At 76.2% G+C, this 18,575-nt stretch carries 20 protein-coding genes, 4 tRNA genes and 1 pseudogene; 15 read left to right on the plus strand and 10 right to left on the minus strand.

The genetic code is table 11. The features are described 5' to 3' along the window. Nucleotides 1-11: 11 nt before the first annotated feature. Entirely contained in the window at nucleotides 12-542 is a 531-nt protein-coding gene (locus ACI79W_RS00625) for a hypothetical protein (protein ID WP_456560155.1), read from the minus strand. Nucleotides 543-600: 58 nt separating this feature from the next. On the opposite strand from ACI79W_RS00625, the gene ACI79W_RS00630 reads away from it, so the two are divergent. The 3 genes from ACI79W_RS00630 to mftG are packed head-to-tail and all read left to right on the plus strand — an operon-like array spanning nucleotide 601 to nucleotide 4,296. Next, nucleotides 601-1,470, plus strand: coding sequence for an MBL fold metallo-hydrolase (locus tag ACI79W_RS00630; RefSeq protein ID WP_456560156.1), 870 nt, complete (start codon nucleotides 601-603; stop codon nucleotides 1,468-1,470). After that, nucleotides 1,467-2,780, plus strand: coding sequence for a class I adenylate-forming enzyme family protein (locus tag ACI79W_RS00635; RefSeq protein WP_456560157.1), 1,314 nt, complete (start codon nucleotides 1,467-1,469; stop codon nucleotides 2,778-2,780). The genes ACI79W_RS00630 and ACI79W_RS00635 overlap by 4 nt, the downstream gene beginning before the upstream one ends. Then, complete coding sequence (mftG, locus tag ACI79W_RS00640; RefSeq protein WP_456560158.1) at nucleotides 2,773-4,296, plus strand: mycofactocin dehydrogenase MftG; 1,524 nt, start codon at nucleotides 2,773-2,775, stop codon at nucleotides 4,294-4,296. Before ACI79W_RS00635 ends, mftG begins: the two co-directional genes overlap by 8 nt. A gap of 147 nt (nucleotides 4,297-4,443) precedes the next feature. Here the strand turns inward: mftG and ACI79W_RS00645 are convergent, their stop codons facing one another. Then, nucleotides 4,444-4,659 (minus strand): hypothetical protein, encoded by a 216-nt coding sequence (locus ACI79W_RS00645; protein ID WP_456560159.1) that lies wholly within the window; start codon nucleotides 4,657-4,659, stop codon nucleotides 4,444-4,446. Between the two features lie 215 nt (nucleotides 4,660-4,874). On the opposite strand from ACI79W_RS00645, the gene ACI79W_RS00650 reads away from it, so the two are divergent. Together ACI79W_RS00650 and ACI79W_RS00655 are read left to right on the plus strand one after the other, a co-directional pair. Beyond that, on the plus strand, nucleotides 4,875-5,555 hold the full coding sequence (locus ACI79W_RS00650) for a phosphodiesterase (RefSeq protein WP_456560160.1): 681 nt from the start codon (nucleotides 4,875-4,877) through the stop codon (nucleotides 5,553-5,555). A 232-nt stretch (nucleotides 5,556-5,787) separates the two neighbouring features. Continuing rightward, nucleotides 5,788-6,759 carry a hypothetical protein gene (locus tag ACI79W_RS00655; RefSeq protein WP_456560161.1) on the plus strand — a complete coding sequence of 324 codons (972 nt, stop codon included), beginning with the start codon at nucleotides 5,788-5,790 and terminating at the stop codon, nucleotides 6,757-6,759. A 44-nt stretch (nucleotides 6,760-6,803) separates the two neighbouring features. Here the strand turns inward: ACI79W_RS00655 and ACI79W_RS00660 are convergent. The 3 genes from ACI79W_RS00660 to ACI79W_RS00670 all read right to left on the minus strand — a co-directional run bounded on the left by ACI79W_RS00660 (nucleotide 6,804) and on the right by ACI79W_RS00670 (nucleotide 7,061). Continuing rightward, nucleotides 6,804-6,877, minus strand: a tRNA-Phe gene (locus ACI79W_RS00660). A gap of 23 nt (nucleotides 6,878-6,900) precedes the next feature. After that, a tRNA-Asp gene (locus tag ACI79W_RS00665) sits at nucleotides 6,901-6,974 on the minus strand. A 14-nt stretch (nucleotides 6,975-6,988) separates the two neighbouring features. After that, nucleotides 6,989-7,061, minus strand: a tRNA-Glu gene (locus ACI79W_RS00670). A gap of 84 nt (nucleotides 7,062-7,145) precedes the next feature. On the opposite strand from ACI79W_RS00670, the gene ACI79W_RS00675 reads away from it, so the two are divergent. After that, a complete protein-coding gene (locus ACI79W_RS00675; RefSeq protein ID WP_456560162.1) occupies nucleotides 7,146-7,781 on the plus strand; it encodes an AMIN-like domain-containing (lipo)protein in 636 nt (211 codons plus the stop codon). A 24-nt stretch (nucleotides 7,782-7,805) separates the two neighbouring features. Here the strand turns inward: ACI79W_RS00675 and ACI79W_RS00680 are convergent, their stop codons facing one another. Genes ACI79W_RS00680 through ACI79W_RS00690 form a run of 3 tightly spaced genes read right to left on the minus strand, consistent with a single transcriptional unit; the run spans nucleotide 7,806 to nucleotide 10,285 of the window. Next, complete coding sequence (locus ACI79W_RS00680) at nucleotides 7,806-8,138, minus strand: hypothetical protein (protein ID WP_456560163.1); 333 nt, start codon at nucleotides 8,136-8,138, stop codon at nucleotides 7,806-7,808. 23 nt (nucleotides 8,139-8,161) lie between these two features. Continuing rightward, complete coding sequence (locus ACI79W_RS00685; RefSeq protein WP_456560164.1) at nucleotides 8,162-9,715, minus strand: metallophosphoesterase family protein; 1,554 nt, start codon at nucleotides 9,713-9,715, stop codon at nucleotides 8,162-8,164. A 51-nt stretch (nucleotides 9,716-9,766) separates the two neighbouring features. After that, nucleotides 9,767-10,285, minus strand: coding sequence for a GtrA family protein (locus ACI79W_RS00690; RefSeq protein ID WP_456560165.1), 519 nt, complete (start codon nucleotides 10,283-10,285; stop codon nucleotides 9,767-9,769). Between the two features lie 190 nt (nucleotides 10,286-10,475). Here ACI79W_RS00690 and ACI79W_RS00695 point away from each other — a divergent pair, with 190 nt between their 5' ends. Further along, entirely contained in the window at nucleotides 10,476-11,351 is an 876-nt protein-coding gene (locus ACI79W_RS00695) for a Rieske 2Fe-2S domain-containing protein (protein ID WP_456560166.1), read from the plus strand. 28 nt (nucleotides 11,352-11,379) lie between these two features. Then, nucleotides 11,380-12,228, plus strand: a complete 849-nt coding sequence (locus ACI79W_RS00700) for a hypothetical protein (RefSeq protein ID WP_456560167.1) — start codon at nucleotides 11,380-11,382, stop codon at nucleotides 12,226-12,228. A 422-nt stretch (nucleotides 12,229-12,650) separates the two neighbouring features. Here the strand turns inward: ACI79W_RS00700 and ACI79W_RS00705 are convergent, their stop codons facing one another. After that, nucleotides 12,651-14,150, minus strand: a complete 1,500-nt coding sequence (locus tag ACI79W_RS00705) for a malate:quinone oxidoreductase (protein ID WP_456560168.1) — start codon at nucleotides 14,148-14,150, stop codon at nucleotides 12,651-12,653. 309 nt (nucleotides 14,151-14,459) lie between these two features. Here ACI79W_RS00705 and ACI79W_RS00710 point away from each other — a divergent pair. From ACI79W_RS00710 to ACI79W_RS00730, 5 genes are all read left to right on the plus strand, one after another. Beyond that, nucleotides 14,460-14,532, plus strand: a tRNA-Lys gene (locus ACI79W_RS00710). A 196-nt stretch (nucleotides 14,533-14,728) separates the two neighbouring features. Continuing rightward, nucleotides 14,729-14,851: a hypothetical protein gene (locus tag ACI79W_RS00715; protein ID WP_456560169.1), complete on the plus strand. Its 123-nt coding sequence runs from the start codon at nucleotides 14,729-14,731 to the stop codon at nucleotides 14,849-14,851. A 53-nt stretch (nucleotides 14,852-14,904) separates the two neighbouring features. Continuing rightward, on the plus strand, nucleotides 14,905-15,471 hold the full coding sequence (locus tag ACI79W_RS00720) for a dienelactone hydrolase family protein (protein WP_456560170.1): 567 nt from the start codon (nucleotides 14,905-14,907) through the stop codon (nucleotides 15,469-15,471). Between the two features lie 266 nt (nucleotides 15,472-15,737). Continuing rightward, entirely contained in the window at nucleotides 15,738-15,959 is a 222-nt protein-coding gene (locus tag ACI79W_RS00725; RefSeq protein ID WP_456560171.1) for a hypothetical protein, read from the plus strand. Further along, nucleotides 15,949-16,824 (plus strand): hypothetical protein, encoded by an 876-nt coding sequence (locus ACI79W_RS00730; protein WP_456560172.1) that lies wholly within the window; start codon nucleotides 15,949-15,951, stop codon nucleotides 16,822-16,824. Before ACI79W_RS00725 ends, ACI79W_RS00730 begins: the two co-directional genes overlap by 11 nt. A 21-nt stretch (nucleotides 16,825-16,845) precedes the next feature. Here the strand turns inward: ACI79W_RS00730 and ACI79W_RS00735 are convergent, their stop codons facing one another. Further along, a complete protein-coding gene (locus ACI79W_RS00735) occupies nucleotides 16,846-16,977 on the minus strand; it encodes a hypothetical protein (protein WP_456560173.1) in 132 nt (43 codons plus the stop codon). Nucleotides 16,978-17,336: 359 nt separating this feature from the next. On the opposite strand from ACI79W_RS00735, the gene ACI79W_RS00740 reads away from it, so the two are divergent. Continuing rightward, nucleotides 17,337-17,825, plus strand: a complete 489-nt coding sequence (locus ACI79W_RS00740; RefSeq protein ID WP_456560174.1) for a diguanylate cyclase domain-containing protein — start codon at nucleotides 17,337-17,339, stop codon at nucleotides 17,823-17,825. Then, a pseudogene (locus tag ACI79W_RS00745) lies at nucleotides 17,798-18,540 on the plus strand (EAL domain-containing protein). The gene ACI79W_RS00740 and the pseudogene ACI79W_RS00745 overlap by 28 nt, the downstream one beginning before the upstream one ends. Nucleotides 18,541-18,575: the final 35 nt, after the last annotated feature.

Below are 18,575 nucleotides of genomic sequence, written 5' to 3' on the forward strand. Positions count from 1 at the left end.
GGCCGCGGCGATCAGGTGGTCGGTGCGGTCTCCTCGGTGGGCAGCGCCAGCCCGCACTCCTCGACCAGGTACCGCTCCACGTCGTCGGAGGCCTGGCCCAGCTCCTGCTCCAGTGGGGCGAGCCGCTCCTGGAGGGTGGTCAGCGCGTTCGGGTCGCTGAGGTCGATGTCCTGCAGGGTGGTCGCGATCTGCTCGGCGCCGTCGGCCAGCGCGCTCCAGGAGGTGGCGAGCTCCTCGGGCGCCTCGATCTCCCGGATCTCCTGCGCCGCGTCCCGGAAGAGCTGCGGCAGGTCGGCGGGGTTCCCGGCGGTGGCGCTGCCGGTGAGCCGCTCCCGGATGCCGGCCGCCTCCGTGCAGAACTCGCTGCCGGCGGCCGCCGAGGTCCCGGGCGCGGAGGTCTCCTCGGGGGCGGAGCTCGCCGCGGACGAGGTGGTCGCGTCGGACGCGGTGGTGTCCTCGCCGTCCGATCCCCCGCAGCCGGCGAGCAGGGCGAGGGCGGTCGCGGCGGGGAGCAGGCCGGAGCGGAGCAGGGAGCGGCGCATGGGCGGAGGGTAGCGGCCGGCTGCGCGTCCCGGGAGGTGCGCGGCTAGCGTGCCCGACGTGGCCGTCCCGACCGATCCGCGCGCCTCGTGGGGGCTCCCCGCGCCCGGTGCGCTGCCGCGCACCGCCGAGCTGGAGCCTCTGGTCACCCGCGTGCTGGCCCCCAACCCCTCGCCGATGACCCTCGACGGCACGAACACCTACGTGGTGGGCGCGCCGGGGAGCGGGCAGGCCGTGCTGGTCGACCCCGGGCCCGACGACCCCGCGCACCTGGCCGCCGTGGAGGCGGTGCTCGCCGCGCGGGCGGCGCGCTGCGTCGCGGTCCTGGTCACCCACCACCACGGCGACCACGCCGAGGCGGCGCTGCCCTGGGGTGCCCGGCTGGGCGCGCCCGTCGCCGCGGCCTCCGGGGACGTCGCAGGGCCGGCGGGGCGCCTGCTGGCGCCGGGGGACCGGCTCGCGCTCGCCGGGACGGCGGTCGATGTCGTCGGCACCCCGGGGCACACCGCCGACCACCTGGCGTTCCGCCTGGAGTCGGGCGCCGTGCTGGTGGGCGACCACGTGCTCGGCCGCGGGACCTCGGTGGTCACCCACCCCGAGGGTGACGTGGTGGCCTACCTCAAGTCGCTGCGCCGGGTGCACGACCTGGGCCCCAGCGCCCTCTACTGCGGGCACGGCCCGGAGCTGACCACCGACCCCGGTGCGGTGCTGGAGTACTACCTCGCCCACCGGGCGTACCGCGAGCAGCAGCTGCTCGACGCGCTCGCCGCCGGCGCCGGCAGCGTCGACGAGCTGGTCGCCTCGATCTACGCCGACGTGCCGCGCGAGGTCTGGCCGGCTGCCGCGCAGTCGACCCGGGCCACCCTGGACAAGCTCGCCGCCGAGGGGCGCGTGGAGCTCGCCGGCGACGGCGGGGTGCGGCCGGCGTGACCGACGTCCCCGTCGTGACGGCGGCCGGCAGCGAGCGCGACCAGCGGCGCGCCGCCGCCGCGTTGGCCGCGGCCGGCGTCCGGGAGGGGGACCGGCTGCTGGTGTCGGCGGCGGCCTCGCCCGCGCTGTTGGCCGTCGTCCTCGGGGCCCTGCGCACCGGGATCGTGCCCGTGGTGCTCGACCCGGCGCTCCCTGCCGCGGAGCGCGCGGCGCTGGCCGCCGACGCCGATCCCGCGCTGGACGTCGGCCCCGAGCCCGAGCGGCTGCTCGGCGCAGCCGAGGCACCGCTCGCCCCGGTGCCGCTGGCGCGGCCCATGCACTACACCTCCGGCACGACCGGCCGGCGCAAGGGCGTGTGGTCCGGCGTCCTCGCCGAGGCCGACGCGCGCGCCCTGGCCGGCGAGGAGATCGACCTGTGGCAGTTCGGGCCCGGGGACCGGCACGTCGTGCTCTCCCCCCTGCACCACAGCGCGCCACTGCGTTTCGCCGTCCACACGCTGCTCGCCGGTGGCGAGGTGCTCCTTCCCGGACCCTTCGAGGCCGCCCGTGCGGCGCGGGTGCTCTCCACCCTCCGGCCGACGACGGCGTTCTGCGTCCCCACCCACCTCCAGCGGCTGCTCGCGCGGGACGACGTCGACTGGTCCTCGTTCCGCCGGCTGGTGCACGCCGGCGCGCCCTGCCCCGAGCCGCTGAAGCGGGCCGTCCTCGCGGCGCTGCCCGCCGGCAGCGTCTGGGAGTTCTACGGCTCCACGGAGGCGCAGTTCACCGTCTGCTCGCCCGAGGACTGGCTGGCCCACCCGGGCAGCGTGGGCCGGGCCCGCCCCGGGCGGCGGCTGGAGACCGACGACCGCGGGCAGCTGTGGTGCGCCGTCCCCCGCTGGGCCCGGTTCCAGTACTGGCGGGCCCCGGACAAGACGGCGGCGGCGTGGCGGGGCGACCGGGTGACCGTCGGGGACCTGGGCCGGGTGGACGCCGACGGCACCGTCTGGCTGGACGGCCGGCGTGAGGACCTGGTGATCTCCGGCGGCGTGAACGTGTACCCGGCCGAGGTGGAGGCGGTCCTCGACGCGCACCCGGGGGTCGTGGAGAGCGCGGTGTTCGGCGTCCCCGACCCGGACTGGGGCCAGCGGGTGGTCGCCGCCTACGTGGGCCCCGCCGACGCCGGCGAGCTGGCGGGCTGGGCCCGCGCGCGGCTGGCCCCGGCCAAGCGCCCGAAGTCGCTGCACCCGCTGGCCGAGCTGCCCCGCACGTCGACCGGCAAGGTGCGCCGGCTGGACCTGCCGGGGGCGCTGGGTCTCCCCGGTGGCTGAGCACTGGGACGTCGTCGTGGTCGGCGCGGGCACGGCGGGCTGCCCGCTCGCGGCCCGGCTGGCCGATGCCGGCCGGCGGGTGCTGCTGCTGGAGGCCGGCGCGCACCACCCCGACCCGGCGGCGGCGCCCGCCGAGCTGCGCGACGCGGCCACGCTGCGCGCCGCGGTGAGCGGCCACCCGGCCAACTGGGACCTGCCCGGGCTGCTCCCCGGAGGTCGGGAGGTCCGGGTGCCCCGGGGTCGCGTGACCGGCGGCTCCAGCGCCGTCAACGCCGGCTACTTCGTGCGCCCGACGCCCGCGGACGCCGCCGGGTGGGCCGCCGCGGGCAACGACCTGTGGGCCTGGGAGCGGCTGCTCCCGGCGTTGTGCCGGCTGGAGAGCGACCGTGAGTACGGCCACCGCCCCGGGCACGGCGCCGACGGGCCGCTGCCGGTCACCCGCCCCGCCGGCGGGCCGCCTCTCGCGGAGGCGTTCGCCGCTGCCGCCGCCGAGATGGGGCTGCCCGCGGAGCCGGACAAGAACGCCGGCGCGCCCCCCGGCTACGGCCCGCTGCCGCGCAACGTGGCCGACGGTGTGCGGATCAGCACGGCCGCGGCCTACCTGGCCCCTCGGCGGGGGCACCCCGCGCTCACCGTCCGCGGGGACGTCCGCGTGCTCCGGGTGCTGGTCGAGCGGGCCCGCGCGGTGGGGGTGCGGACGACGGCCGGTGACGTCCGCGCCGACGAGGTGGTGCTCTCGGCCGGGGCGGTGGGGTCGGCGCACCTGCTCATGCTGTCCGGCATCGGCCCGCCCGGCCGGCTCCGCGCCGCCGGTATCGACGTGCAGGTGGCCGCGCTCGGTGTGGGCTCCCGCTGCTCGGACCACCCGCTGGTCTACCTGCCCTTCCGCGCCCGCCCGGGCACCGGCGCGCCGCCCGGCCGCTCACCGCTGGACGGCGTCCTGCACGCGAGCTCCACGGAGGCGGAGGTCCCCGGTGACCTCGAGGTGCTGCCGTGGCTGGCGCCGTTCGCGCAGGTCATGACCGGCCGCGCGGCGCCGGAGGGCGTGGTGGTCGAGGTCGGGGTCGCGTTGCAGCGCACGGTGGGCCGGGGGCGGCTGGTGCTCGCCGAGGACCCGGACGCTCCGCCCGTCGTGGAGTACGGCCACCTGGTCGAGGCGGCCGACCGCCGGCGGATGCGCGAGGGCGTGCGCCTGGCGGCGGAGCTGCTGCGCACCCGGGCACTGGCCGAGGTCGGCGCGCCTGCGGCCGAGCCGGCGGGGGCGGTGCTCGCCGACGATGCCGCGCTCGACGCCTGGATCGCCGCCCGCCTGACCACCGCCGTGCACCTCTCCGGGAGCGTACCCATGGGCCCGGACAGCGACCCGGGGGCCGTGGTCGACCAGGAGCTCCGGGTGCGGGGCGTCGAGGCGCTCCGGGTGGCCGACACCTCGGTGCTGCCGCAGGTGCCCAGCCGAGGTCCGGCCGCCACCGCGGTGCTCGTGGGGGAGCGGGCCGCCGAGCTCATCACCGGCTGAGGTCCAGCCGCTCCGGCTGACGTCAGCCGCACCACGGCGCGGCGCCACGTCAGCTCGCTCCGCCAGACCCGGACGCGGCCGGGGGGTCGGACGCACGCGGGTCCCGGCGGCGCGAGGACGCAGCCGCCGGGACCCGGGCTCGTGGTGTCAGCGGACGGCGGGCATCTCGCTGGTGGAGACGGTCGGGGTCGACCAGGCGTCGGGGTGCGGCCGGCCGGCGTCGGCGGCCCAGTCCGGCGTCCGCGGTCCGTCCTGCGGGCCGCGGCTGGTGGTCGCGGGGCGGGCGCTCAGGCTCACGATCACGGCCAGCAGCACGAGCAGACCGACCAGCACACCGCCGATGACCAGGAACGTCGAGAGCATGTGCTCAACGTAGGCGCCCGATCCCGCGCTGTCACCGGGCAGAAGTCTCCGAAGATGTGCCGCGAGTTCCGCAGAGTTCACCCGCGGTTCCCCCACCAGGCCGCGCCGGTCTCGGCACGTCTCGCCGACACCGTGGTGGCGCACGCCACCACGAGCCGGTGCGTGGCCGGTACCTGCGGGGTAGGTCAGCCGCCGTCGACGGAGTGGAGGATGCGGTGCCGGATCTGGTGGCAGGTGCGGGGCGGCTGGTGGCGGGGCCGCTGGGTGCCGTGGCGCGGTGGCGGCACGGCCGGCCGATCCACCCGCGGGGCGCGGTGCTCGACGCCGTCCTGGAGCGGTACGGGGCCGGGCCGCCGCTAGGGGTGCCGTGGTTGGACGGGAGCGGCACCACCGGGGCCCTGGTCCGGTTCTCCCGCGGTGCCGGGCTCCCGGCCCCGCTGCCCGACGTCCTGGGGCTGGCCATCCGGTCGACCGGTACCGACGGCGCACCGGTGGACCTGCTGCTCTCGACGTGCGGCCGTGGCGTGCTGACGCGGCGGGTACCGGTGCTCCGGGCGGACGCGGCGGCCACCTACGGCTCGATCATGGCCTACCGGTCGGCCGCCGGGCCGGTGCGCCTGGCCGCCTTCCCCGACGTCCCGTCGCTGCCGTCGGATCCCGAACCGGTGGCGGCCGCCGCGGAGGCCGGCGCCGTCGCCTTCACGCTGGCGGTCGCACCCGGGGCGCAGGCCTGGCGGCCCTTCGCCACGCTGCGGGCCACCGGGGCGCACCACCCGCTGGACACCGCGCTGCGCTTCGACGCGGTCTGCAACCCGCCGCCGGGCCTGGTGGCCGACGGCCCGCTGGCCCGTTTCCGGGAGCCGGCGTACGTGACCGCGCGCCGGGTCGGCTCGTGACACGCCGGTCGCGCAGGATCACCCGATGGAGTTGATCACGGGTTGCACGTGAGATCGGTGGGGTAGGCAGGACCGGCGCAGCCGCAAGGACGTCGGTGGGCGCTGAGGACGTCGAGCGGTACCGCGGTGCCGTCGCGAGGCTCGACCGCACGAGGAGATCCGCCGCCGCGTGACGCACGCAGAACCCCCGCTCCCGGGGCTGTCCCCGACGCCCGGGGCCGGAATCCGGGTGGTGTCCATCCCGCACACCGGGCCCTACGTCGACGCCGTGCTGCCCCCCGGGGCGGTCCGGGTGGCTGGTCCCGGGGAACCGAGCCCGTGGCTGGACCGGGCGCACCTGGCCGCCCACGCCGCCGAGGTCGACGTCGTGCACCTGCACGCCGGGCACGGCCCCGTGGAGGTCCCGGAGCCCGAGGCGTGGGCCGAGGAGCTGCAGCGGCTGGGCATCCCGCTGGTCGTGACCGTCCACCAGCTCCGGGACCCGGGGCCCCCGTCGGCACCGTCGGAGGCCCACCTCGCAGCGGTGCTCGCCACCGCGGAGGTGGTCCTCACCCTGACGGTCGGCGCGGCCGACGAGATCGCCGAGCGCTACGGGCGGACGGCGATCGTGGTGGCCCACCCGTCCCTCGCCGTCCCCGACCCCGACCTGGGCGCCGAGCGCGGGCTGGTCGGCGTGCGGGTCGGCCCGGCGTCCAGCGCGGTCCCCGACCCCGGGGGGATGGTCCGCGCGGCGCTGTCCGGCGCGCTGTCGGGCGGCGGCCGGCTGCGCGTCCTGGTCGATGCGGCGGTCGCCCCGGCGCTGGACCCGGGGATCGTCGCCCTCGCGGACGACGGCGAGCTGGAGATCGTCCGGTACGGCCAAGGGGAGTGGGCCGGCCAGCTCCAGCAGTTGCACGTGGCGGTGCTCCCCGAGCGGTGCGGGACGCACTCGCCGGACGTGGAGATCTGCCGGGACGTCGGCACCCGGGTGGTGGCGCCGAGTTGCGGGTGGTTCACCGACCAGTGGTCGGACGTGGTGCCCTACACCAACGACGAGCGCACCGGGCTGGACCCGGTGTCGCTGGCGGCCGCGATCGGTGCGGCGCTGACCCGGCCGATGCCGCGACCGGCCGACCGCGGCTGGCGCGAGGAGCAGCGCGACGCCGTCCGCGAGGTGCACGGCGACGTGTACGCGCAGGTCGTGGCGGACCGCAGCTGGGCATGAACGACGACGGGCCCGGCAGCTGCCGGGCCCGTGGGGTGGAAGTGTGGGCAGGGGCGGGGTCGAACCGCCGACCTCTCGCTTTTCAGGCGAGCGCTCGTACCGACTGAGCTACCTGCCCCTCCCGGTGATCTCACCGGAGAGCGACCCTGACGGGACTCGAACCCGCGACCTCCGCCGTGACAGGGCGGCGCGCTAACCAACTGCGCTACAGGGCCTTGCTGGTGGTGCGTGCCCCCAACGGGGTTCGAACCCGTGCTACCGCCTTGAAAGGGCGGCGTCCTGGACCGCTAGACGATGGGGGCTCGTGTTCGCCGGGGGCAGCGAGAACAATACATGCCCCTCGCGCCTCCTCCGCGCGGGGGTCCCCGGGTGCGAGGCTGTGTCGCGTGCGCGCCCGTCCCCAGGTAGTCCTCCCCGCCGTCGTCGCCTTCCTCGTGGCCCTCTCCGGGTGCGCCGGGACGGCGGACGTGGGGGAGTCGTCGTCCGCCGTCCCCACCACGAGCAGCGCGCCGGTGAGCACCCCGTCGACGAACCCTGCGGGCGAGCCCGGTACCCCCACGTCCGGAGCGCCGCAGTCCGCCGCCGTCGACGCGGCACCGGAGACCGCCGAACCGTCCGCCGACGCGCGGGTCACCGTGCGGGACGTGCGGGTCGGGCTCCACGAGGGCTACGACCGGGTGGTCTTCGAGGTCGGTGGCACCGGGACCCCCGGCTGGGACGTCCGGTACGTCGACCGCGCGACGGAGCCGGGTCGCGGGCAGGAGATCGAGCTGGCCGGCGACGCCGTCCTGCAGGTCCGGATCACCGGTGCCGGCTACCCCTACGACACCGGGGTCGAGGAGTTCGCCGCAGCGGGGCCGGTGCCCGGCTCCGGTACGGAGGTGGTCACCGAGGTGGCCTTCGCGGCGACGTTCGAGGGGGTCACGACGTCGTTCGTCGGGACCCGCGCCCAGGCGCCGTTCCGGGTGTACCCGCTGGAGGCCCCGGCCCGCGTCGTGGTGGAGGTCGCGCACCCGGGCTGAGCCGGGGCGCGCGGGCCGCGCCGCTCAGCCGACGGTGGCCCGCAGCTCGACGGAGTCGTCGGTGACGCTGGAGCAGGCGAGCTCCAGCGGGCCGGCGGCCACGCTCTCGCCCTGGGCGCAGGAGACCGTCGTCCCTCCGACGCTCAGCGAGGCGCGGCCGTCCTGCACGCTGTCGAAGGAGAGCGTGGTGCCGAGGATCTCGGCCTCCGCGCCCTGGCCGGAGAGCGTCACCGTGCAGGTGCCCCCGCTGCAGGAGACGTTCTGCGACGAGAAGCTGCAGCCGGTGAGGGCCGCGAGGGAGAGGCAGCCGGCGAGGGCTCCTGCGGCGAACCGGGCGGCGCGGGTCGTCGACGTCATGCCGCGAGCGTAGGACCCGCTGCTCAGTCCGCCGGGGAGGCAGGCGCCAGCGGCCCGTCTGCGGGGGACGGCGGGCCCGCCGCTCCGCCGTCGGCCGGGAGCTCCGCCCCGTCCGTCCCGTCCGCCGGGGCCTCCGCGCCGGTCGCCGCGGGGTCCGCGGCGACGAGGGTGCGCTCCACGGTGACCTCGGTCGCCCCCAGCCCGCCGAGCGTGATGTCGTCGTAGGCCTGCAGCGCCCCGGTCTCCGGGTCGAGGTAGAGCACCGTGCAGGTGAGCGGCTCGGGGTACTCGCCCTCGAGCGCCCGCAGGCCTGCGCCGCCGGTGGAGCCCTGCACCATCAGCAGGGTGCCGTCCTCGAGCTCCTCCACCTGCCGGTCGTGCGTGTGCCCGGCCAGCACCAGCGGCACCAGCCCGTCCAGCGGCGGCGCCTGCTTCGGGTCGTGGACCAGCGCGATCGCAGGGTCCTCGGCGAGCGTGCGGGCGTAGGCGGCGAGCTCCTCGCCGGAGCGCTCCAGGACGTCGACCCCGGCGTCGTCGTCACCCGTGCTCTTGTCGGGGGTGAACCGGGGATCGGGCGCGCCGACGATGCGGATGCCGGCGACGGTCACGGCCGAGTCGTCCAGGACCGTGACGTTGGGCTGGGCGGCCAGGATCCCCGCCGTGGTGGCCGAGTCGTGGTTGCCGCGGATGTAGACGTACGGGACGTCGAGGTCGCCCACGGCGGTGATCAGCCGGTTCTCGGGCTCGGAGCCCCAGTCGGTGAGGTCCCCGGTGTCGAGGATGCCGTCGACGTCGAACTTCTCCGCGACCTGCCGGGTCAGGTCGAAGCCCGCCGGGTTGAGGTGGATGTCGGAGATGTGCAGCAGGACCACCGAGTCGGCGGTGTTGCTGGGGGTGGGCAGGGCGGAGAGCGTGGCGTAGAGCGTGCCGACGTTGGCCACCAGGTCCTCCAGCGACGCCCGGTAGGCGTCGAACCGGGCCACGAGGTCCTGCGCGCTGCCGATCAGGCTGTTGGCGTTGACCAGCAGGCCGGTGTACGTCGGCTGGGACAGCGCCTCCGGCCGCCACGTCGCGGCCCCCAGGCCGCCGGTACCGGCCAGCAGCGCCGCGGTGACGCCGACGGCGATCAGCGGTTCCCGGCGCCGGCGCAGCACCGCCCAGGAGGTGAGCGCCGCGCCGGCGAGCGCCACCAGCACGGTGACCCAGACCAGCCGGACGACGGCCGACTGCAGGTCGGCCGTCACCCGGTCGACGACGCCGGCCAGCCTCACGGGGTCGGTGGCCAGCGCCTGCGCGCGGGCCTGGTCGACCGACTGCAAGGAGATGTCCAGACGCAGCGGGCCGTCGTAGGCGTCGACCGCGAGGGAGCCCAGCGGGGGGACGGCGACCTCGGCCCCGCCGGACCCGGGGCGGAAGGAGAGCGTGGCGTCGAAGGGGCCGATGGGGGCGGAGACCTTCGCGAGCAGCAGGACGGCCACGAGCGCCCCGGCGAGCGCGAGCGCGACCCGCACCGACCAGAGTCCGGCCGCGCGGGCACGGCCCGGCCACGGGGACGTCGACGCGGTGGGCTCGCTCACCGGACACAGGCTAGGCGATGCCCGGAGAGCAAGATCGGCTCCGACGGCGCGTCAGGTGCGCGCCGGGACCGGGCGGAAGATCCAGCGCAGCGCGATGAACCGCAGGAGGCCGATGAAGGCGGTGACGCCGACGACCGTCGCGATCTGCAGGACGGGCTGGTTGTCCGCGGTGAGGGCGTCGAGCAGACCCAGGGCGGTGCTCGTGGCGAGCAGGCCGAGGACGGTGACGCCGCCGGCCTCCCACTGCGCGGTGAACCAGTGCACCCGCTCGTCGGCGTGGAAGGTCAGCCGGCGGTGCAACTCGTTGGCCAGCACCGTGGACGCCGCCGTCGCCACCAGGTGCGCCGTCAGGTAACCCCAGCCGTGCCCGGCGACGAAGAGCAATGCGTAGACGACGGTGCTGGCCCCGCCGACCAGTACGAACCGCAGGAACTGGGCGGGGATCGAGTCCCCGCGCAGGCAGGCGGTCAGCCGGTCGGGCACCGTGCGGTCCCGGGGCGCCGTCGCGTCCGGCAGGTCACCGACGGTGTCGGCGGCCTGGCCGCGGCGGAGCAGGGATGCGCAGGTCACGGGGGTCCTTCGGCCGGGTGGGTGGGACGGTGGGACAAGGATTCTCCGTGGAAGAACCCTTGTCACCTCTTTACATGCCTGGTGGAGCTGGGATCCACCCGTGTCCTTGCTCACGGTCACCTGTGAGTGCCTCGGCGCAGTCGCCGTAGTCCCGTGCGTCGGGCCGGCGTCACGGGGGTAGGGGCCGCCCATGAGTCTCATGGGCTTCCTGGACCGCATCGCGGACGTGACGGCGTTCGACAAGGCCATCGAGCCGGCCCGGCGTGCCGTCCAGGGCATGCCGAGCGCGGTCAAGGACGTCCTCCACGGCACCTGGCTGGGGCATCCGCTGCACCCGGTGCTGGTGCAGGTCCCCGTGGGTAGCTGGGTGTCCGCCGGCCTGCTGGACGCCGTGCCGCCGCTGCGGCCCGCGGCCACCGTGCTGATCGGCACCGGCGTCGCCGCCTCCGTGCCGGCCGCCCTGTCGGGTGCCGCGGACTGGTCGGAGCAGGGCGCCGGGGTCCGCCGGCTCGGCGCGCTGCACGCCCTGATGAACACGGCGGCGCTGGGGCTCTACACCGGGTCGCTGGTGGCCCGCGCCCGTGGCCGCGGCACGCTGGGTCGCGCGCTGGCCTACGCGGGGCTGGGCGTGGCCGGCAGCTCGGCCGCGATCGGCGGGCACATGTCCTACGCGCAGTCCTCCGGCGCGTCGCACGCGGCGACCGCCGTCCGCGCGCTGAGCACCGACTGGGTGGACCTGGGGCCGCTCGACGACCTGCCCGACGGCCGGCCGACGATGCGCGCCGGCAAGGGCGGCAGCATGTCGGTACCGCTGGCCGTCGTCCGCCGGGGTGCGCGGGTCGATGTCTTCGTCGGCGCCTGCTCGCACCTGTCCGGCCCGCTGGACGAGGGCACCGTGGAGACCGTGCGCGGCAGCGAGTGCCTGGTGTGCCCGTGGCACGGGTCCGCCTTCGACCTCGACAACGGCCAGCCGCGCCGCGGGCCGGCGGCGAACCCGCAGGAGAAGCTCGAGGTCCGCATGGACGCCGGCCGGGTGAAGGCCCGGGTGCCGGGCCGCCACCGCTGAGCTGGCCGCCGCCCTACCCTGCGGCGGCATGGGGCGGTGGGCCGCGACGCTGGCGATGACGCTGCTCCTGGCCGCGTGCGGCGCCGGGCCGGCCGGGCCGCGGTCGGGCCCCGCCCCGGCGAGCGCCGCACCGGCCGCGGAACCGCCGGTGCCGGGGATCGCCGCCGAGGTGGTCCGCCTGCGCACCGACGAGGCCGTCGGCGGGCGGGTCCAGGTGCGGGTCACCCACACCGGGGGTGACCCGTTCACGGTGACCGGGGTGGCGCTGGACTCGCCCGGTTTCGCGCCGCTGCCGCCGTCCGAGGTGACCGCGGCCTTCACGCCCGGGCGGGTCATCGACCTGCCGGCCCCCTACGGCGAGGCGGTCTGCGGCGCCGGCAGCGGAGGACCCACGGCCCGCTTGACGCTCCTGCGGCCGGACGGCTCCGTGGAGGAGGTGCGGGTGCCGCTGGCCGGTGATGCGCTGGCCGGGGTGCACGAGGAGGAGTGCGCGGGGCGCGCGGTGGCCGAGGCGGTCGAGCTCGGGGTGGACCGGCTGGAGGCGGGTCCCGGCCGGCTCACCGGCCGCCTGGTCCTGACCCGGCTCGCGGCGGAGGACGTGGTCGTCGTCGGCAGGGTGGGCGGCAACGTCCAGTTCGACGTGGCAGCGGAGCTGCCCCTGGAGCTGGCCGTGGGTGCGGGGACGACGACGGCCGGCGTGACGTTCGCACCGGCCACCTGCGACACGCACGTCCTGGCCGAGGTGAAGCAACCGCACCTCTTCCCGGTCGGCGTCCGGATCGGCGAGCGGCCGGAGGTGGTGGTCGACCTGCCCGTCGACGACGGCTTGCGGGCCGCACTCACCGCGCTGGTCCGGCAGGAGTGCCTGCGCGGCTGAGACCCGGGGAAGAAGCCGGCCCGGCCGCCCCGGGGGGAACGGGTCAGCCGGGCCGGGGTCGTACCCGCCCGGCGCCGGAGCGCGGGAGCGGACGATGCGGCGGTGGGGCGCGGTGTCGCGCTCCCGACCGGAACGATGATGACGGTACGTAGTCGTCCGGGTCGCCCGCGATCCCCTGAACGGGTGGTCCGGCCTCAGCGGGGGTGACACCGTGCACACGAGGTGTGGATCGCGGGGCTCCGTGGGCACCGAGGGGCGGTGTTCTTCCTCTTCTCCAGCCGTCTGGGCTGCCTGGGCTCGCTGCTCGTGTCGGCGCTGCTGACCCTCGTGCTGCTCCTGGTGCTCGACGTGCTGTGACGACGACGCCCGGGGAACCCGTCCCGGAGAGACCGGTTCCCCGGGCGCGGGGTCGTGCGGGCGGATCAGCCGTTGAGTTCCAGCGTCTGCATGGTCTCGGCACGCACCTCGGCCAGCAGGGCCGGCTCGTCGTTCAGCGGGCGCCCGTAGGAGGGGATCGCCTCCTGCAGGCGCGGCCGCCAGGCGTCCAGGCGCTGCGGGAAGCAGCGCTCGAGCAGCGTGAGCATCGCCGAGACGGCCGTGGAGGCGCCGGGGGAGGCGCCGAGGAGACCGGCGATGCTGCCGTCCCCGCCGACGATGAGCTCGGTGCCGAACTGCAGCACGCCCTTGCCGGTCTTCGGGTCCTGCTTGATGACCTGCACCCGCTGACCGGCGGTGACCATGTCCCAGTCGTCCTTCTCGGCGGTGGGCACGAAGGCCTGCAGGGTGCGGTGCCGGGCCGAGCGGGACTGCAGCAGCTCGCCGATCAGGTACTTGGTCAGCGCCATCTCGGTCCGGGCCACGCCGAGCATGGAGCCGAGGTTGTTCGGCTTGACGCTCTTGGGCAGGTCGAACATGGAGCCCGCCTTGAGGAACTTGGGCGAGAACCCGGCGTAGGGCCCGAACAGCAGCGAGTACTCGCCGTCGATCAGTCGCAGGTCCAGGTGCGGCACGGACATCGGCGGGGCGCCGACGGCGGCCTGGCCGTAGACCTTGGCCTGGTGGCGGCTGACCAGCTCGGGCGAGCGGGTGCGCAGGAACATGCCGCTGACGGGGAAGCCGCCGAAACCGCGGATCTCGGGGATGCCGGCCTGCTGCAGCAGGGGCAGCGCTCCGCCCCCCGCGCCGACGAAGACGAACCGGGCGCGCATCGTCACGCGATCCCCGGACCGGGTGTCGCGGACGGTCACCTTCCAGCGGCCGTCGCTCTCCTTCTCGAGGGCGTCCACCCGCTGGTTGACGTGCACGTTCACACCGCGGGTGGCGGCGTCGTCGAGCATGAGGCGGGTGAGGGCGCCGAAGTTGACGTCGGTGCCCGCAGCCGAGCGGGTGGCGGCGACGATCTGCTCGGGGTCGCGGCCCTCCATCATCAGCGGCAGCCACTCGGCCATCTCGGCCTGGCTCTCGGTGTACTCCATGCCCGCGAACAGCGGCTGGGCGCTGAGCGCGGCGAACCGGTTGCGCATGTAGGTGCGCCCGTCCTCGCCGCTGACGAAGCTCAGGTGGGGGACCGGCGAGATGAACTCCTTGGGCGACCCCGTCATGCCCGCGCGGACCAGGTGCGACCAGAACTGGCGCGAGACCTGGAACTGCTCGTTGATCGTGATGGCCTTGGTGGGGTCGACCTGCCCGTCGGGACCCGCCGGGGTGTAGTTCAGCTCGCAGAGGGCGGCGTGCCCGGTGCCGGCGTTGTTCCACGGGCCCGAGCTCTCACCGGCGACGGCGCCGCCTGACTCGAAGACGGCGACGCTCCACTCGGGGGCGACCAGGTGCAGCAACTGCGCCAGCGTGGCGCTCATGATGCCGCCGCCGACGAGTACGACGTCGGGATTCGCGCTGTCGGGAACGCTGCGCTCGGAAGTCACGTCTGCCTCTCTGGCTGTGTGCTCGGCCCGGCGCCGCGGCGCCTCCTCCTCGATCCTCGGCCTGATCGGCCGCTGCATGCGATCGCGGGCGTATGAGGTATGTCACCGCACCTCGTGGGCGCAGCCTCTCAAGGTTAGGACCGCTCCTGCCGGGGCCGCTGCGCGGGCCGCCTCAGGGTCGCTCGTCCGTCTCCTCGGGGCGCGGTTCCCGGCCGTGGATGCGGCCGTCTCCGTCCGGCGACGGGGACGGAGGTGCGACCGGCGGTAGCCTTCGGCCGGGTGCCGCCGGTCCGTCTGCCGTGCGTGCCCGGGCCTCTAGCTCAACTGGCAGAGCAGCGGACTTTTAATCCGCGGGTTGTGGGTTCGATCCCCACGGGGCCCACCGACCCGGGCGACCGTCCTGCGGGCCGCTGCACTCGTCGGGTCCGAGGCCGGCACGGGAGACGCTGACGGCTGACGACGCCCGATCGGGCGGTCCTCCTCGCTGCCGGGTGCGGACCTTTCCCCTGGAGGCGAGGCTTTCCCCGTCGCCGCCACTCGTGGAGCCGCGCCGAGCAGGCCGGGAAGGAGCCGTGCAGGTGGAGTCCCTCCTCGCAGCCGGTGTGGGCATCCTGGTCGCCGTCTCGATCGTCGGCCGGTACGTGCTGCTCGCACGGCTCGCCGGCAGGCGGAGGAGCCTCCGCGACGCCCCGGGCGGATGAGCGCCGCGGCGCAGGGGACCCACCTGGTCACCGCGAACCACTAGCGTCCGCCCATGGCCGAGATGGTGCTGTTCCACCACGCGCAGGGGCTGACCCCCGGCGTCCGCGCGTTCGCCGACGACCTGCGGGCGGACGGGCACGTCGTGCACGCGCCCGACCTCTACGAGGGGCGCACCTTCGCCACCCTCGACGAGGGCGTGGCGCACGCCCAGGAGATCGGCTTCGGCACCGTGCTCGCGCGCGGTCGCGCGGCCGTGGAGGAGCTGCCGGAAGGGCTGGTCTACGCGGGCTTCTCCCTCGGCGTCCTGCCGGCGCAGCTGCTGGCGCAGACCCGCCCGGGAGCCGCCGGGGCGGTGCTCATGCACGCCGCCGTCCCGCTCGGGGAGTTCGCCGACGAATGGCCCGCCGGGGTGCCGGTGCAGTTCCACGTCATGGACGCCGATGACCAGGGGGACGTCGACGTCGCGCGCGAGCTCGCCGCGGCGGTGGGCGGCGCCGAGCTGTTCCTCTACCCGGGGGACCGGCACCTGTTCACCGACCGGAGCCTCGCCGACCACGACCCTGCGGCCGCGGCCCGGGTGCTCGAACGGGTGCGGGCCTTCCTCGCCGCCCGGGGCTGACCCCGACACGCCGGCGCGCCGGGGCCGCCCCCGGGATGACCGACCCCCCGGTGGAGCGCCGCCACGCTCACGGACCGGCGGTTTGTCGACAGGTCGGCGGCCCGGAGGAGGGGTGACCGCACCCGCAGGACGCCTCGTGCAACGAATGGGAAACGGGCCAGGTCCGGAGCCCGTCGCAAGGGCCGTCGCGAGGCCCCGTCGTCCCTAGCCTTCGGGACGTCCGCGGTGCTTCCCAGCCGCGGAGAACCACCTGCGAGGAGCCCCCTGTGCACGCCACCGCATCACCGGTCCGCAAGCCGTCCTCCCCCGCCCCGGAGGGCGCCGACGAAGGCCTGGCCCTGCTGCGCGAGCTGATGGTGGACGAGCCGGCCGCTGCGCCCCCGGCACCCCGTTCTCCCCATCCCGGGTGGGCCGCCCGGGTGCAGGACTGGACCCACCGCGCCTCGGCCTGGGGCGAGGGGCCGCAGGGGGCATGGCGTGCCTGGTGAGCTGCTGGCGGTCCTCGCACCGGTGCTCGGCTGCGGTGCGCTGATCGCCGTCGTGGTCGTGCTGGGTGCCAGCTCCACCGCCCGCTACGAGTTCGAGCGGAACGCCGTGCAGGCGCAGCAGCGGGCGGCCGTCCAGGCCCCGCAGGCCGCTGGACCGGCCCGGGCCTCCGGCGACGCCCCCGCCGCCGAGGCCGGACGCGGCGAGCTCCAGCGGCCCGCGGCGGAGCGGTCGGCCGTCGGGCTCGCCACCGACCCGACCGGGCCGGGCCTGCCCACGGGGCCCAGGGCGACGGGCTGGTGGCTCGTCGCCGAGTACGACGGCGAGGTGGTGGCCGGCCCCTTCGCCGACGCGATCGACGCCGGCTGGGCTCGGCTCTCGGCGGACCTGACCGACACCACGCGGGTCGTGCACGGGGGCCGGCGCCCCGGTGGCGCCGTGGTGCCCCGGCAGGCGCCGGAAGAGTGGGAGTGGCTGGCCGACCTCGGCGACCAGCTGGACCGGCTCGCGGAGGACTGGGACCCGTTCATGGTCGACGACGAGGACGTGCTGGCCACCCTCGCCGTGGACGTCACCTCCGCGCTGCTCGAGGCGGGGCTGCCCCTGCACGACTGCGAGGGCCGGGACGCGGCCGGGCACGCCGCGGGCGGGGTCTGCCTGACCCCGCACCCGGACGGCGCGGGCGTCCTCGTGACCTGGCGCCAGCACGACCGGATGAGCGTGCACCAGGCGCGCGGCGGTGCCATGGAGACCGCCGTGCAGCGGACGATGACCGCCGCCGTCGCCGCCGTGCTGGGGCAGATGGGCTTCGGCGTCGTCGAGTTCGGGTCGCCCGGCTGCCACCTGGTGACCGCGCCGGGCCGCTGACGGCGTCGGGCGCCGGAGGGGTCAGCAGGGGCGGGCGGCCTCGGGTGCGGGGGGCACGACCAGCACGGGCCGCTTGCGCAGCCGGGCCGGAAGGCGCCGGCCGGCCGACGGCAGGGGCACGGCGTGGGCGGAGCGGACAGGCAGATCGATCACGGATCTCCTCGAGGCTTCGGTGTACCGCGAGCCTGCCCGGTGGGTCTGACGGTTTCCCCTGCCAGAGCTGTGCAGCACCTGGCATTCCCCGCCCGTGACGCGTCTCACCTGCACGGGTGGCAGTTCCCTCAACCGTTCGGCACCACCGCCGATAGGAGCAGCGCGCGCACGACCCCGGACGTGGACCGCCGACGCCGGCGCGGAGCGCGCCGAGGTGGCCGTCCGCGCGCTCGCCCTGCTCGACGCCGCGCGCAGCGCGTGGAGCAGGAGATGATCGCGGCCCTCTCCCTGTCGATCATCGCCGACCCGGCGGCCGCCGCGGCCCTCGGGCTGCCCACCGCGGCCGGCGGTCCGGCGAGATGACCGGGTTGCTCTGCGTCGACCTCGACGGCTTCAAGGCGGTCAACGACGCGCACGGCCACGCGGTCGGCGACCAGGTGCTGCGCCAGGTGGCGACCCGGCTGGGCGCCGCCGTGCGCCCCGGTGACGTCGTCTGCCGCCTCGGTGGCGACGAGTTCGTCGTCCGCGTGGAGCCCGTGCACGCCGAGCACCACCTGATCGACCTGGCCGGGCGGCTGATCGCGTCCATCAGCCGGCCGGTCCCCGTCGGGACTGCGACCGCCGGCGTCGACGCCGGCGTCGGCGTGGCGGTCAGCCGCGACGGCGGCACGGACGCCGACGTGCTCTTCGCCGAGGCAGACACCGCCGCCTGCCGGGCCAAGGCCCACGGCCGGGGCCGGGCGGAGATCTTCGACGAGACGTGCGCCTGCAGCTGGCCGAGCAGGAGGCCGCCATCGCCCGCGGCCCGGCCGGCGGCGAGATGCACCTGGTCTACCAACCGGTCGTAGACGTCGCCTCGGACCTGCTCGCCGGGTACGAGGCGCTGGTGCGCTGGGAACGGCCGGGTGCGGGCCCGGTCCCGCCCGACCGGTTCGTCCCGGTGGCCGAGCGCTCCGGTGTCATCAGGGACACCGACCGCTTCGTGCTCGCCGAGGCCACCCGGCAGCTGGCCGCGTGGCGGGCCACCACCCCGGTGACCCCGGACCGGCCGGAGCCGACCGTCGCGGGCAACGTCTCCGGCCGGCACCTCGCCGACCGGCGGGTCGTCGCCCACGTCGCCGATGCGCTCGCCGCCTCGGGCTCCCGGCGCGGCTGCTAGTCCTCGAGGTGACCCAGACCGTCCTGGTGGACGACCCGGCCGCCTACGACGACCTGACCGAGCTGCGGAAGATGGGTGTCGGCATCGCCATCGACGACTTCGGCACCGGGTACACCTCGATCGGGCAGCTGCGCAGCATGCCCGTCGACACGCTGAAGATCGACCGCAACTTCGTGGCACCGGCGGAGCCCGCCCGCCTCGAGCTGGTGGCCCTGATGATCCGGGCGGCGCACACGTTCGGGCTGACCGTCGTCGCCGAGGGGGTCGAGGAGGAGGCGCAGCTGGAGCGGCTCCGCGTCGAGGCCTGCGACCGGGCGCAGGGCTGCCTGCTCTCCCGGCCGCTCCCGGCGGCCGAGGCGGAGGCCCTGCTGCGCCGGGACAGCGCGACCACCCCCGCCGGCTGAGCCGGGCGGCGGGAGCTCCGCCGAGCTCGGACGCT

The organism is Blastococcus sp. SYSU DS0533 (assembly GCF_054050775.1).